Raw genomic sequence first — 13,971 nt, forward strand, 5'->3', positions numbered from 1 at the left:
CCGCCGCCAGCGTGTGCGGTTCAGGACGGGCGCAGGGGCCATCATGCCGCCACCAAAATCGCTTTTGTTACAATTGCGTAATGATGCCATTCCGAGATTGCCCGGACGTCTGCAAACAACGATAATCGGCGCAAATCGGAACGTTCCATCGGGTGCGCGCCTCGTTGGAGCGCCCTTTTCTTTTGGAGGGCTTTTTCTTTTGGAGAGCTTTTCTTTTGGAGACATGAATGCGCTTTTGGAATCAGCTCGCGATCAGCGTCGTCGTCCTCGCCGTCGGGGGCGCCGCGTGGGTGCGCTTTGCGCCCGGCGCGGGTGAGACCTTGGCGGCGATCGGGGTTTCGCAACCGTTGATCGATGCGTTGTCGGGACCAAAGGACGGCGAAGGGGCAAGGGGCGGTTCGGGCAATGGCGAGCGCGGGCAGGGTCGACGCAGCGGCTTCGCGGAAGCCCCCCTGGTCGTCGTTAAGCCTGCCGAGCGCGCCGTCGTCAACGACAGGCTGAACGCGATCGGCAACGGCGAAGCGATCCGCTCGGTTACGGTGACGCCGACCGCAACGGGAAATCTCACGGAAATACTGGTGAAGTCGGGCGACAGGATCACGGAAGGCCAGGTTATCGCGCGCCTCGACAGCGACGACCAGATGATCGCTGCCGAGCAGGCGCGGCTGACCCGCGACAGTGCCCGGGAGAAGGTCGAGCGCTACCGCAATCTCAGCACCGCGCGCGCAGTGACGGCCGTCGAGGTGCGTGACTCCGAAATCGCGCTGCAGGCAGCCGAACTGGCGCTGAAAACCGCCGAGCTCGACCTGAAGCGCCGCGATATCGTGGCGCCCTCCAAGGGGGTGGTCGGGATCATCACCGTCAATATAGGAGATTACGTCACGACCTCGACGCCGATCGCCGTCGTGGACGACCGGTCGCAGATCCTCGTCGATTTCTGGGTGCCCGAGCGCTTCGCAGGCAAGATCTCCGTCGATCAGCCGGTGACCGCGAGCGCGATCGCGCAGCCAGGGCGTGCACTCCAGGGCGTCGTTCACGCGATAGACAACCGCCTCGACCCGGAGAGCCGGACGCTCCGGGTCCGGGCGCGACTCGAGAATCCGGATGACATGCTGCGCGCCGGCATGTCCTTTTCGGTCACCGTGGCATTCGACGGCGACCGATATCCCACCGTCGACCCGCTGGCGATCCAGTGGAGCTCCGAAGGCTCCTTTATCTGGCGGGTCAAAGGCGACAAGAGCGAGCGCGTGCCGATCAAGATCATCCAGCGCAATCCCGACAGGGTGCTTGTCGATGCGGACCTCGCCGAGGGCGACCGCGTCGTGACCGAGGGCGTGCAGCGGCTTCGCGACGGCGGCGTGGTGCGGATCGCCGGCGAGCCTGCGGCCGAGGCCGAGCAGAAGGTCGCGGGAGACGCGAAATGAATATCGGCATGGGAGGCCATCAACCAGGCGGAGGGCAGGGCGGAAAGACGGGCTTCACCGCACTTTTCATCCGCCGGCCGATCTTCGCCCTGGTCGTCAACACGTTGATCGTCGTGGCCGGTCTTGCCGCCTGGAACGGGGTCGAGATCCGCGAACTGCCGCAGGTCGACCAGCCGGTGGTCTCTGTCACGACCGAGTTCGACGGCGCCTCGCCGGAAACGATCGATCGTGAAGTGACCTCGGTCATCGAAGGTGCCGTCTCGCGCGTGCAGGGCATCAAGGGCATTTCGTCTTCCTCGTCATTCGGGCGCAGCCGGGTGACGCTCGAATTCTCCGACACGACCGATATCGGCCAGGCGGCCAACGACGTCCGCGATGCTCTCGGCCGGATCACCGGCCAATTGCCTGATGATGCCGACGAGCCGCGCATTGTGAAGGCGGATTCCGACAGCCAGCCGATCATGCGCCTTGCATTGACCTCCGACACGATGAGCATGGACGACATGACGCTGCTCGTCGAGAACGAGATCAGCGACCGGCTGGCCGCGGTCGAAGGCGTTGCCGACGTCACCGTCTACGGCGACCAGGAGAAGATTTTCCGGATCGACCTGAATCAGGCGAAGCTCGCCGGACGCGGAGTCACCGTGGCCAATCTTCGCGAGGCGCTTTCCGACGCCTCCTACGATGTGCCGGCGGGCTCGCTGACGAGCGCAAGTCAGGACATATCCGTTCGGGCGACGGCCGACCTCCAGACGCCCGAGCAGTTCGAAAACCTGATGCTCGGCAACAATGTCCGGCTTCGCGACGTCGCGACCGTGACCCTCGGCCCGGATACGGGCACTTCGGCGCTGCGCTCCAACGGCCGCGAGGGTATCGGCCTCGGCATCATCCGCCAGGCCCAGTCGAACACGGTCGATATTTCCGAGGGCGTGCGCAGCGTCGTGGACGCGATCTCCTCGGATATCCTGCCGCCCGGAACCGAGCTCAAGATCACCAGCGACGACGCCGTGTTCATCAACGGCGCCATTCATGAGGTGGAGATCGCACTCTTCGTCGCAGTTTTCATCGTCACCCTCGTCATCTACCTGTTCCTGCTCGACTGGCGCGCGACGCTCATCCCGACCATAACCATGCCGATCGCGCTGATCGGAACGGTGGCCGCGATCTATCTTGCGGGCTTTTCGATCAACATCCTGACGCTTCTGGCGATCGTGCTTGCGACCGGGCTCGTCGTCGATGATGCGATCGTGGTGCTCGAAAATATCGTGCGGCGCCGGGCCGAGGGCCTCGGTCCGCGCGCCGCCGCCGTCCACGGTACGCTCGAGGTCTTCTTCGCCGTGCTCGCAACCACGGCTACGCTGGCGGCCGTGTTCGTTCCTCTCTCCTTCCTGCCGGGGCAGACGGGCGGGCTCTTCCGTGAATTCGGCTTCGTGCTCGCCTTCTCGATCCTCCTGTCGTCCTTCGTCTCGCTGACGCTCTGTCCGATGCTCGCCTCGCGCATGCTGACGAAAGAGCCGCATGAGCATGAGGGGTGATGCAGCGCTTCGGCCGGCGCGCTTCCGCCTTCTACCGCGTGACGCTTCGCGCCTGCCTCAACGCGCCGCTCATCGTCTTCGCGGTGGCCGCCTTCTTTACCGCCGCCGGCGCTTTGGGCTTTCTGACGCTCAAGTCGGAGCTGACGCCGAACGAGGACCGTTCGCAGGTCATGCTGCGGATCAACGCGCCGCAGGGCGTCTCGCTGGAATACACGCAGGCACAGCTGCGCCGCATCGAAGAGGGCCTGCAGCCGCTGCTCAAATCCGGCGAGATCAGCAATGTGTTCTCGATTTCCGGTCAGGGCGGCTCGGCCAATAGCGGCTTCATGGTCCTGACGCTTGCCCCATGGGAAGCGCGCGAGCGTACGCAGGGCCAGATCGTCGCCGACATCAACAGGGCGACCTCGAAGATCCCGTCGGTTCGCGCCTTCACCATCCAGGCGAACAGCCTCGGTATCCGCGGTGCCGGCAGCGGCCTGCAGGTCGCGCTTGTCGGCAACGATTACACGAAGCTGGGCGACGCGGCGGCGAAGCTCGTCAGGGCGATGGAGGATACCGGCCGCTTCGAGAATGTGAGGCTCAACTACGAGGCCAACCAGGCGCAATTGTCGGTGACGATCGACCGGGAGCGCGCCTCCGACCTGGGCGTGGACATAGGTGGCCTCTCCTGGGCGCTGCAGGCGATGCTCGACGGCAGCAGCGTCGTCGATATCTTCGTGGAAGGAGAGGCCTATCCGGTCAAACTGCTCTCTTCCACCGAGCCGCTCAACGACCCGACGGATCTGCAGAACATCTTCGTCAAGGCCGGCGACGGCCGCATCGTGCCGATGTCGTCCATCGCCACGGTCGAGGAGAAGGCAGTGGCGCCGCAGCTTTCCCGCGAATCGCAACTGCGCGCCGTTTCGCTGTCGGCCGGCCTGAAGTCCGATCTCGCACTCGGCGAGGCGCTGTCGATGGTCGAGGAGATGGCCGAGCCCCTTCTGCCGCCCGGATCGCGGATCATGCCGCTTGCCGAAGCCGCGACGCTGGACGAGAACGCCAACGGCCTGTTCGTTACCTTCGGCTTCGCGCTCGTCATCATCTTTCTGGTGCTTGCGGCGCAATTCGAAAGCTTCGTGAGCGGCCTCATCATCATGTCGACCGTGCCGCTCGGTCTCGCCTGCGCCGTCTTCGCAATGATCGTGACCGGCAACACGCTCAACATCTACAGTCAGATCGGGCTCGTCATGCTGGTCGGCATCATGGCCAAGAACGGCATCCTGATCGTCGAGTTCGCCAACCAGCTCCGCGACCGTGGGCAGGACGTCCGCAGCGCCATCGAGAATGCCGCCAATATCCGTCTTAGACCGGTGATGATGACAATGATCGCGACTGTCGTGGGCGCGGTACCGCTGGTTCTGGCAAGCGGTGCCGGCGCCGAAGCGCGCATCGCCCTTGGCTGGGTGCTCGTGGGTGGGTTGGGCCTGGCGGTGGTCGTGACGCTCTATCTGACGCCCGTCGCCTATCTGGTCATTGCCCGCTTTACCAAGCCGCATGCCGACGAGGAGCGGAAGCTGCTGGAGGAGATGAAGGCGGCCGAGGTGCTCAAGATCTGACATGGTCGAAATCTGAGGCAGCGGCAGGTGGCGCGGCGCAATTGCCGCGGATCGTCAGAAGCCGCCTGCTGCGGCAGCGAGATAGATGAGGGTAGCGAGCGCACCGAGGGCGCTGCGGCCGGCATGGAGCCTGCCCCAGCGCTCGATCAGTTCGCGGGTTTCCGCATTCGCCTGATCCGGACGGGTCGTCTCCAGGCGCTGGTTGACGGGCATGATGACGAAAAGCGTATAGGGCCAGTTGAGTATGATGACGGCCGCTCCCAAACCCCAGAGCGCATCGCCTGACTGCCACCATGCCACAGCGCCGAGGAGGCAGGAGACGATCGCGAGAGGAGCCTGCATCTCGAAGCCGCGCCGATAGGCGGGTACCCATTCCCGCAACGCTGCACTTCCGTCCAGCGCCAGTCTGGCAGGCTGTTCAGCCACATTGATGTAAATGGCGGCGCCGAAGAAAATCGACGCGGTGATCAAAGCAAGCAGCCCGAACATGCGAACGTTCTCCCTTTCCGGACATAATATCCTATAGGCCTGATATCCTATAGGCCTGCAAACAAAAGACGCATTCGCTGCGGTGCCCTGCACTCGGCCGGACTTGTGACAAGCCGGTATCACCGGCGGTAATTTTTTAACGCGGTGCCGCTCCAAACCGGTGAACTTCTGGACAAAGTGATTCCAATTTGCACAGTAGCCCATTGAAATGTAAGCGCTTCCGGCCGGCCGGCCGGCTGGGGCGCGTGCGGACAAGGACGGTGTCGATCTTCGAAGCCGTCCAAAGCGCTCGCGACGGATTTGCGAGAGTGGAGACGGGAGAGTGAGCCCTCGCGTATTTTCCTTGTCGCGCCGGACCGGGTGCCCTTAATTCGAGTGCGAATTGGGGATAGATTGTGCGGGCGCTCAAGACGAAAGAGCGCTCTTCCGGGGCCGCGAAGGCGCATCGGGAGATGAGAAGGAGAATTTTCGTGGCGGTGAACGCAATCCGGGCAGGGGCGAGAAACGAGAACGGTATCGCGGCGGCCAAAACACACCTCGCCACACGCTTCGGCGATCGATTCCAGACCGGTGAAGCGATCCGGGCCCAGCACGCCCACACGACGACCTACATTCCCGCGCAGCTGCCCGATGCCGTGGTTTTCCCCGAAAGTGCAGCCGAGGTGCGCGAGGTCGTGGAGATCGCATGTGAGCACCGCGTGCCGCTCATCCCCTTCGGAACGGGCTCTTCGCTCGAAGGTCACGTCAACGCGCCCCATGGCGGCATTTCGGTCGACATGATGCGGATGAACCGCGTGCTTGCGGTCAATGCCGACGACCTGGACTGCACGGTGGAGCCGGGCGTGACGCGGGAGGAACTCAACAGCTTCCTGCGCGACACCGGTCTCTTCTTCCCGATCGATCCGGGCGCCAACGCTTCGATCGGCGGCATGGCGTCGACGCGTGCATCGGGCACCAATGCGGTGCGCTACGGCACCATGAAGGAAAACGTGCTCGCCGTCACGGCCGTCGTCGCCGGCGGGCGCGAAATCACGACGGCCCATCGGGCGCGCAAGTCGTCGGCCGGCTATGACCTGACGCGCCTCTTCGTCGGCGCGGAAGGCACCCTCGGCATCCTCACCTCGATCACGCTTCGCCTGCAGGGCATACCGGAGGTGATTTCCGGCGGCGTCTGCCCTTTTCCGACGATTGCCGACGCCTGCAATGCCGTGATCCTGACGATCCAGTCCGGCATCCCGGTGGCGCGCATAGAACTCCTGGACGCGTTGCAGATGAGGGCGTGCAATGCCTATTCGGGCCTGACCTACCAGGAAACGCCCACCCTTTTCGTCGAATTCCACGGCAACGGGGAGAGCGTCGAGCTGCAGTCCCGTCAATTCGGCGAAATAGCGTCGGAATTCGGTTCTACGGGTTTCATCTGGACGACCAATCCGGAAGAGCGGGCACGGCTCTGGAAGGCACGGCACAACGCCTACTGGGCGCAGAAGAGCCTCATGCCCGGGCGCGCCATTCTCTCCACCGATGTCTGCGTGCCGATCTCGCGTCTTGCCGACTGCGTCGCGGCGACGCATGAAGACATTGCTGCGCATGGTTTGGTCGCGCCGATCGTCGGGCACGCCGGCGATGGAAATTTTCATGTGGGGCTGCTCTTCGACGACACGGATGCGGCTGACGTGGCGCAGGCGGAGGCTTTCGTCGAGCGGCTGAATGGGCGGGCGCTCTCCATGGACGGCACCTGTACCGGCGAACATGGGATCGGGCAGGGCAAGATGCCGTTTCTTGCGGCCGAACTCGGCGATGCGCTGGATCTGATGCGGCAGATCAAACGCTCTCTCGATCCCGACAACATCTTCAATCCGGGCAAGATCTTTGCCTGAGACTTGCAAAACCGGCTCAAAGCCGCAATGCAAGGGACGGACGAACTGACGGGAATGTGACACGGTGCTGGCGCGAATTCTGGTTACCCTCGGAGGACTGTTGGTCGTCGCGCTCTTTGCCGCGCTGATCGCACCCCTGTTTATCGACTGGACCAGCTTCCGTGCCGATTTCGAGCGGGAGGCAAGCCGCATCATGGGCAAGCCCGTGGTGGTCCATGGCAGCGTCGATGCGCGTCTCATTCCCTTTCCTACGGTCACGCTCAACGACGTGCGCGTCGGAGCGAGCGACGGCGGCGCACCGCTGATTCAGGTCGCGCAGTTTTCGATGAGCGCGGAGCTTGCGCCCTTCCTGAGCGGCGAGGCACTGATCTTCGACATGCGGCTCGACCGGCCGAAGGCGCGGCTCCGGCTCCAGCCCGATGGCACGCTGGATTGGGCACGCGGGTCGCGCGCCGCGATTCCCGCCAACACGGTCATCCTGGAGAGGGTGGAGATCGCCGACGGCGAGATCGAGTTCGTGGATGAGCAGACGGGGCGCACGCGCCGGGTCAGTGAGCTTTCCGCCGACCTCTCGGCCCGCACGCTCGCCGGGCCCTGGAGGGTCGAGGGCCGTGCGACGCTCGACGGTGAGGCGGGAAGCTTCTCATTGACGAGCAACACCGTCGACGAAACGGGCGCCTTGAGCCTGCGGGCGCGGCTGGTGCCGGACGAACGGCCCTTCGGCGTGGAGCTCGACGGCGATCTGAAGATCGTCGATTTCAGACCGGTTTATGCCGGGCGCTTCACGCTCACGGAGAACCGGCCCGCCAGCGAGGTCAAGGCGGACGGCGCCCTTCGTATCAACGGCGAGTTCCAGCTTACCAATGAAAGCATCCGCGTACCGGAATACCATTTCGAAATAGGGCCGCCCGACGATCCCTATATCGTCACCGGCGAGGCGACGCTCGACACCGGCAAGGACCAGCGGTTCCTGCTGATCGCCGACGGCCAGCAGATCGATGTCAGCCGCATCGGCAATTCCGGCAGCAGCGGCAAGACGGGGCGCGATCCGGCCGTCTCGCTACGCCAGCGGATCGACGCAATGCTGGCGATCGCCGCCGATATCCCGATCCCGCAGGTGCCGGGACGCGCCAGTCTGAAACTTCCGGCGATCGTGATCGGCGACACGACGGTGCGCGACGTTCGCCTTGACGTCCGGCCCGACGGCGCCGGCTGGATCGTCGACAATGCGGTCGCACTCCTGCCCGGCCGCACGCAACTGGAAGCCAAGGGCCGGCTGAGCCTCAAGGAGCAGCGCTCCTTTCGCGGGGACCTCGTCATCGCTTCGAACCAGCCGTCGGGATTCGCGAACTGGCTGGCGGGATCGGTCGATCCGGCGATACGCACGCTGAAAACGGCCGGGTTTTCGGCGACGGTCAATCTGACGGACACTCTGCAGCAGTTTGAAAACCTTGAAGTGGCGGCGGGTCCGGCCACGCTGCGCGGCAGGATCGAGCGCCAGTCCTTCGCCGAGCAGCCGCCCGCGCTGTCGCTGCAGTTGAAAGGCAACCGCATAGATATGGAGGCGCTTCAGGCCCTCGCCGGTCTTGTCGCGGGCGACGCCTCCACCGGGACGTTGCTGCAGCACGCCATCGCCGCCGACCTTTCCGCCGAGACATTCTCCGCCTTCGGTGAGGAAGCGCAGGACGTTCAGGCGGTACTCACCTTCAAGAACGGCCAGCTGCAGGCGGAGCGCGTGGCGATCGGCGCTCTTTCCGGCGCACAGCTTGCGTTTTCCGGCCGCATCAGCGGCGGGCTCGAAAAACCGGTCGTGTCGGCGAAGATGAAACTCGCCGCGGAGGAGCTTACGCCCTTCCTCGAAATGATCGGACGGCATAGCGCGGCCCATCCGGCGCTGGCACGGCTGATCAAGGCCGGACCCTATTACTCGGACGCTGCTTTCGACGTAACGCTGACGGCCGGCAACAAGGAGGGGAACGCACCCTTCACCTTCGGCGTGATCGGGACCGCCAATGGAGGCAAGATAGCCGCCAGCTATCAAGCGCCCGATGTCGCCCAGGCGCTCGCCGGCCAGGGCATGCTGCTGGAGGCGACGCTCGAGAATCCGCAGACATCCGTTCTCCTGGGGCAGGCCGGATTGGACCCGCTGCCCTTCGAAGCGGACGCAAACGGCATTCTTGCCATAAAGCTGCAGAGCACGGAGGGCTCGAAGGCAAATGGTTCGCTGACCTTCACCACGGAGCGGACGTCGCTTGCGGCGAACGGTGTCTTCGATCTTGCGCGCGCGCACTACCTCGAAGGGCAGGGGAAGCTCACTCTGAAGTCCGAGGACCTGGAGCCCTATCTCATGTTGCAGGGCATCGGGCTGCCGCAGATGGGCAGCGGTTTGCCGGTAACGGTCTCGGCCGAGTTTGCGACCGATGCCGAAAAAATCGCAGTGACCGCAATCGAGGGCAAAGCCGACCAGAACGGCTTTGCCGGCGCGCTTTCGATCGACCGCAAGGTCCTCGGCAAGGCGCAAGGGGAGCTTTCGGTCGATGCCCTCGATCTCGCCTGGCTCGGCGAAGGAATTCTGGGGCAGGTTCACGACGCAAGCACCGGGGGACTGGCGCTGGCACCGGTCGTAAAACCGGCATGGACCGGGCTCGATGTGGCGCTCAACGTAAGTGCGAAGCGCTTCTGGCCAGGCGTCTACGGTCCGGTGACCGGCTTTGCCGGGCAGCTGCAATGGAAGGGCGATGAACTCGCACTCAGCGATGCGACGGGAGACTGGCTGGGGGCAAGCTCGCGGGGCGGCTGCAAATCGGCAATGCCAACGGCTCCGGCTACCTGCGCTCGAAGTTCGATCTCACAGGTGCCGACATTGCCGAAACGGGTTGGGTGCGGCCGACGGGCCCGGTGGCGACCGGCCGCTTCGATCTTGCCGTGGCGATGGAGGCTGCCGGCGCAACGCCGCAGGCAATGGTGCAATCGCTCAGCGGATCTGGAACGGCGACATTCAACGGGCTTACTCTCAACGGCATCAATACGGCGGCGCTGCCGCAACTGATGGCGGCGGCGGACGCAATGAAGACCGATATCTCGCCCGATGCGATCCGCAAGGCTGCAGAGAACCTGCTCTTCACCGGCCAGTCGGTCGTCGGCGCTGTGAAGGTGCCCTTCGGCATTGCAGGCGGAACCGTCAGGGCGCAGAACGTCACCGCTGGTGATGGCAACGCTGCTTTCAGCGGGGAGGCTGCTTTCGACTTGCCTGCAGGGCGAATGAGCGGGGCGATCGATCTGACCTTCCGTCCCGGCGAGGAGGCGCTTGCGGGAGCCGAGCCTCGCGTCCGGTTCTCCTATGCCGGGCTGCTTGCATCGCCCGGCGTGACGGTCGATGTCACGGAGCTGTCTAACTTCCTGTCGCTCAGAGCCTTCGAGCGCGAGCGCAGGCGTGTCGAGACACTACAGGCGAATGTGCTCGAAAAGCAACGCTTGCGCCGCGAGGTCGCGCTTTACCGGGCGCGCGCGGCGGAGCGTGAGCAGCAGCGCTTGCGGACGATCGCCGAGGAGCGCCGCCGTCAGGCAGCGGCGGCGGAAGCGGCGCGGATGCGGGCGGAGGCGGAAGCACGGGCGGCCGCTGAACGCCGTGCGGAGGATGAGGAGCGGCTGAGAATGCGGCAGCTGCCGCCGCGCAGCATCGGTCGTCAGCAGACGCCTGTCGCTCCGTCGCAGGATGCCCGGCGCGGCGGCCAGTTGCCATCGCCTTCCGGCAACCCGGGCGGGCAAAATGCCGGACCACCGGCTGGTCAGGGCCTGAATTTCGATTTGCTTCCCGACATTACCGTGCAGTAGCAGGCGACCGGCGAGCAACGGCATTGTTCCCGGAGGTGGCTCTATGCCTCGCGCACCGTCCCTTCGCGTGCCTTGACCCAGGCGAGCACATAGACCCGCAAGGCCGACGACAGATTTCCATCCTGGCCGCGGCCGTCGTCGATCTCGGCAATGAGCCGCGCGAGCGGCATGTCGCGGTCCTTGGCGATGGATTTCAATTCCAGCCAAAAGGGTTCTTCGAGAGTGAAGCTGGTGCGGTGTCCGTGCAAGGTGGCCGAATGCTTGACGACCTTCCCCATGCTCATAAACGGATTCAAGCAGCTGCCGATCGGATTCGGAAAGCTGCCGCAAGTCCTTGAGTGGGAATCGCTTTTGCGGCTGCGGTCGTCACGGCTTCTTCCGGTCGATTGAAGCCTCGCCGCCCGCTTGCTCGAGCCTGCCGTGATCAAGCGTCTTCGCGGCCTTTTCGTTCAAGGCCTTGGTCAGGGCCTTCTCGGTCTTGCTGCGGCCGAAGGTAAGGCGATTCTGCTCGGCCTGCTTTTCCTTTTCAGTCCGAGCCTGGCGTTTGCGGAACTGACGCAGATTGATCACGTCGCCGGCCATGGTCCGCGCCTCCTCGCGTCGTCAGTTTTTCTTGCGGAAGGAATCGAGCGAGACGACGGAAGCGCCGCCGCCCTTCGGGCCGTCGGGCTTTTCCGTGCTTTCGTCAGTTGCGGCCTCGGCAGCTTCATCGAGCGGATAAGCGGTTATTTCCGCCGAATCGGCTTCTTCTTCCTCGCCGGCCGCCACATCGAACTCCAGTTCGAAGTTGACCGAGGGATCGTAGAAGCCGCGAATTGCATTGTACGGGATCACAAGCTTTTCCGGTGTGTCCGAGAACGAAAGGCCGATTTCGAAGCCGGTCTCGGTAACCTTCAGATCCCAGAACTGGTGCTGGACGACGATCGTCATCTGTTCCGGATACTTGGCCTTGAGATGTTGCGAGATCCGGACACCGGGCGCACCGGTCAGGAACGTAATGAAGAAGTGGTGATCGCCGGGCAGGTGGCCCGTAGCGGAAACTTCGGCCAACACCTTGCGAATGACGCCGCGAAGCGCGTCCTGCGCCAGAATGTCGTAGCGAATATGGTCCTGGCCCATTTGGTCCCCGTTCTCTTCAAGTCACTTGATGCATGATTCCTGCAACCGGAACTCCATTCAGGAAATCATGCAGCGATTTAAGGTGCTACAGCCAAACCTGCGCCTTGACTATGTCTGCGCCGTGGCCTGCTCCTTCATTGCCCGTCTGTTTATGACGAGTCAATTATTGAGGCATCTATAGACCATTTCACGACAGGGGAGAAGGTGAAGGCTTCTGTTGCCAGGTGCCTTCGGACCCCGCCTTACGGTGCTACCCGGAAGGACTTGATTTGAAGTGTCGCACCGCCGTTAGGCAGCGAGACGTGCTTCAGCATAGTTGTCGTTTGCAACTATAAGTTTAGCCCGATAACGGTGGTACAATGCCGAGCAAAAAGTCGATCTTTACGCCCTTGTCGATCCTATTTCGCCCCCATCAAAAGCCGGTCTGCACCAGGCCGGTTTTTGGTGGAGGCGCCGGGTACCGCCCCCGGGTCCAATGGGTTTATTGCATCGCCCGTTTATTGCCATAGCCGCCCGAAGACGGCACTCGTCATATAGGTCTTTCCGACTGCCAAGAAAAGGGCTTCTCGAGGGAAATGACGGATTTATGTCGGTCTCGCCAACTCCGCACGAAATGCTTGACTTACACGAGCGGCGTGAAAAACTCCGCCTGCTGCACGCGGTTCGCGAGAAGGGCGGCAGCTTTTGAGAGCAAGTGCAAAGTGGAGGCTTCATGACTGATTATCTTGCAGACGTGCAGAAGTATGACAGCAGCGCCGACGAAGCAGTTGTCAACAAGATCGTGCGCCATCTCGGTATCGCCCTTCGCAATAAGGATTCCGCCCTCGTTTCGGCGTCGGATCCAAAAGAACTGGAACGCGTCAAGGAAAAGTGGTGTGAGAAGAAACTCGGCGTCGGCGGGTCAGATGCAGATGCCGCTGTTGCTGCGGCGGCCAAAGCGATGGCGGATGATCGCAGCAAGTCGCGTGTGACCTTCTACTATCTGGTCGCCAAGAATCTGGGCAAGCTCCAGACGCTCTGATCCAGGTTGGCCGGCAAAGCGCTTTCCGGTCGGCGACGAGCCGGCCGGGCGCCAGAGCTGCCCCGGCGGCGCCGTGACCCGGCGCCGATCTCTTTTATTCGCCCCCGTTTGCGCTATTCGCGGGCGCCGATGCTGTCGGGCCACAACGACTGAATTTCTTTGGGCAAGGCGTCGCGTACCTTTGCAGTCTGGCCAAGGTCGACATGCCGCGCCAGGACCCGAAATACGCTACGCGCCGCGTCGGCCGGATTGACCGGTCGCGTATCCTTCATACCCTCCGCGATCCGGGCGAGAAATTCGTCGAGCGAACGAGTGCCCTTGTCCGGTGGGTGGTTCGGCCGGTATTGATCGTAGTAGGCGCCTCGTACGATCAGCGGAAGTTCCGCGCCGAGATGGGCCGCGATTTCCGGAGGAAGCCGGTCCCGCAGGACCCGCAGCACAACTGACAGGATGTGCCAGGCGACTTTCCGGTCGGGACCGTGTTGTTCCATGATCTCGCCGAGCCAGATATGGGTCGTTTGCAGTGTCTTCTCGAAGACGTCGAGACCTGTGGCGCTCATCGTCACCTCCCTTGCTTGATGGCTGAAGCGCAACTGCATGTCTCTTTGGCGGGAACCGGTTCAGGCGGTCAGAGCCCGTTCAGGCGTGAACATGCAGAATTTCGCGTCCCGCGAAGAACGCGGCGCTGTAGATTGGCCTAACAGCCATACGCCGCGATTGTTTCGCCGCTGCCGGTAAATACTGCTCCGCCTCGTGCTGCCGAACGGGGCCGCGATTGCGGAACATTCACGGTTCAGTGCGGTTAACCGAGGAAGTGAACCAGGGGCGCCCCGGAACAAGTCGCAGAGCAGGAGGAAGGCCGATGACATCGTCCAAACATCCGAAGACACGCCGCCCGAGCGACAAGGACCTGAAGCAGGATCCCGGGATCGGACGCACGAAGGGCATTGGTGGACCGTCAGACTACGAAGCCCTGAAACGCGGCAACACTATTGAAGGAGATGTCGCGAACGACACGACCGCGCAAGGCGGCGCAAATCCGGACCAGCGCGGTCGCAGCAACAAATAGGAGCAAGG

9 protein-coding genes, 1 other RNA gene and 2 pseudogenes are annotated in these 13,971 nt (G+C 63.4%); 6 read left to right on the top strand and 6 right to left on the bottom strand.

All coding sequences use genetic code 11. From position 1 onward, the window contains the following. The first annotated feature begins 227 nt into the window (after positions 1-227). Both N0Q91_RS06800 and N0Q91_RS06805 read left to right on the top strand, forming a co-directional pair. Positions 228-1,424, top strand: a complete 1,197-nt coding sequence (locus N0Q91_RS06800) for an efflux RND transporter periplasmic adaptor subunit (protein WP_275597678.1) — start codon at positions 228-230, stop codon at positions 1,422-1,424. Then, positions 1,421-4,554, top strand: a pseudogene (locus N0Q91_RS06805) (efflux RND transporter permease subunit). The gene N0Q91_RS06800 and the pseudogene N0Q91_RS06805 overlap by 4 nt, the downstream one beginning before the upstream one ends. A gap of 54 nt (positions 4,555-4,608) precedes the next feature. On the opposite strand, the gene N0Q91_RS06810 reads toward N0Q91_RS06805, so the two are convergent. Next, a complete protein-coding gene (locus tag N0Q91_RS06810) occupies positions 4,609-5,043 on the bottom strand; it encodes an anthrone oxygenase family protein (protein ID WP_127711985.1) in 435 nt (144 codons plus the stop codon). A 470-nt stretch (positions 5,044-5,513) separates the two neighbouring features. On the opposite strand from N0Q91_RS06810, the gene N0Q91_RS06815 reads away from it, so the two are divergent. Beyond that, positions 5,514-6,920, top strand: a complete 1,407-nt coding sequence (locus N0Q91_RS06815) for an FAD-binding oxidoreductase (RefSeq protein WP_275597679.1) — start codon at positions 5,514-5,516, stop codon at positions 6,918-6,920. 100 nt (positions 6,921-7,020) lie between these two features. Next, a pseudogene (locus N0Q91_RS06820) lies at positions 7,021-10,754 on the top strand (AsmA family protein). 41 nt (positions 10,755-10,795) lie between these two features. Here N0Q91_RS06820 and N0Q91_RS06825 read toward each other — a convergent pair. From N0Q91_RS06825 to ssrA, 4 genes are all read right to left on the bottom strand, one after another. Beyond that, complete coding sequence (locus N0Q91_RS06825) at positions 10,796-11,038, bottom strand: ribbon-helix-helix domain-containing protein (RefSeq protein ID WP_127711991.1); 243 nt, start codon at positions 11,036-11,038, stop codon at positions 10,796-10,798. 82 nt (positions 11,039-11,120) lie between these two features. Continuing rightward, on the bottom strand, positions 11,121-11,336 hold the full coding sequence (locus tag N0Q91_RS06830) for a DUF4169 family protein (protein ID WP_127711993.1): 216 nt from the start codon (positions 11,334-11,336) through the stop codon (positions 11,121-11,123). A 21-nt stretch (positions 11,337-11,357) separates the two neighbouring features. Beyond that, positions 11,358-11,873, bottom strand: a complete 516-nt coding sequence (locus N0Q91_RS06835; RefSeq protein WP_018095413.1) for an SspB family protein — start codon at positions 11,871-11,873, stop codon at positions 11,358-11,360. 203 nt (positions 11,874-12,076) lie between these two features. Continuing rightward, positions 12,077-12,436: a transfer-messenger RNA gene (gene ssrA / locus N0Q91_RS06840) on the bottom strand. Positions 12,437-12,585: 149 nt separating this feature from the next. Here ssrA and N0Q91_RS06845 point away from each other — a divergent pair. After that, positions 12,586-12,894, top strand: a complete 309-nt coding sequence (locus N0Q91_RS06845) for a DUF2853 family protein (protein WP_100671663.1) — start codon at positions 12,586-12,588, stop codon at positions 12,892-12,894. Between the two features lie 113 nt (positions 12,895-13,007). Here the strand turns inward: N0Q91_RS06845 and N0Q91_RS06850 are convergent, their stop codons facing one another. Further along, entirely contained in the window at positions 13,008-13,454 is a 447-nt protein-coding gene (locus N0Q91_RS06850) for a DUF2267 domain-containing protein (protein ID WP_100671662.1), read from the bottom strand. A 302-nt stretch (positions 13,455-13,756) separates the two neighbouring features. On the opposite strand from N0Q91_RS06850, the gene N0Q91_RS06855 reads away from it, so the two are divergent. After that, positions 13,757-13,963, top strand: a complete 207-nt coding sequence (locus N0Q91_RS06855; RefSeq protein WP_018095410.1) for a hypothetical protein — start codon at positions 13,757-13,759, stop codon at positions 13,961-13,963. Positions 13,964-13,971: the final 8 nt, after the last annotated feature.

This window comes from Sinorhizobium prairiense (assembly GCF_029201645.2).
GTDB classification, from domain to species: domain Bacteria; phylum Pseudomonadota; class Alphaproteobacteria; order Rhizobiales; family Rhizobiaceae; genus Sinorhizobium; species Sinorhizobium meliloti_A.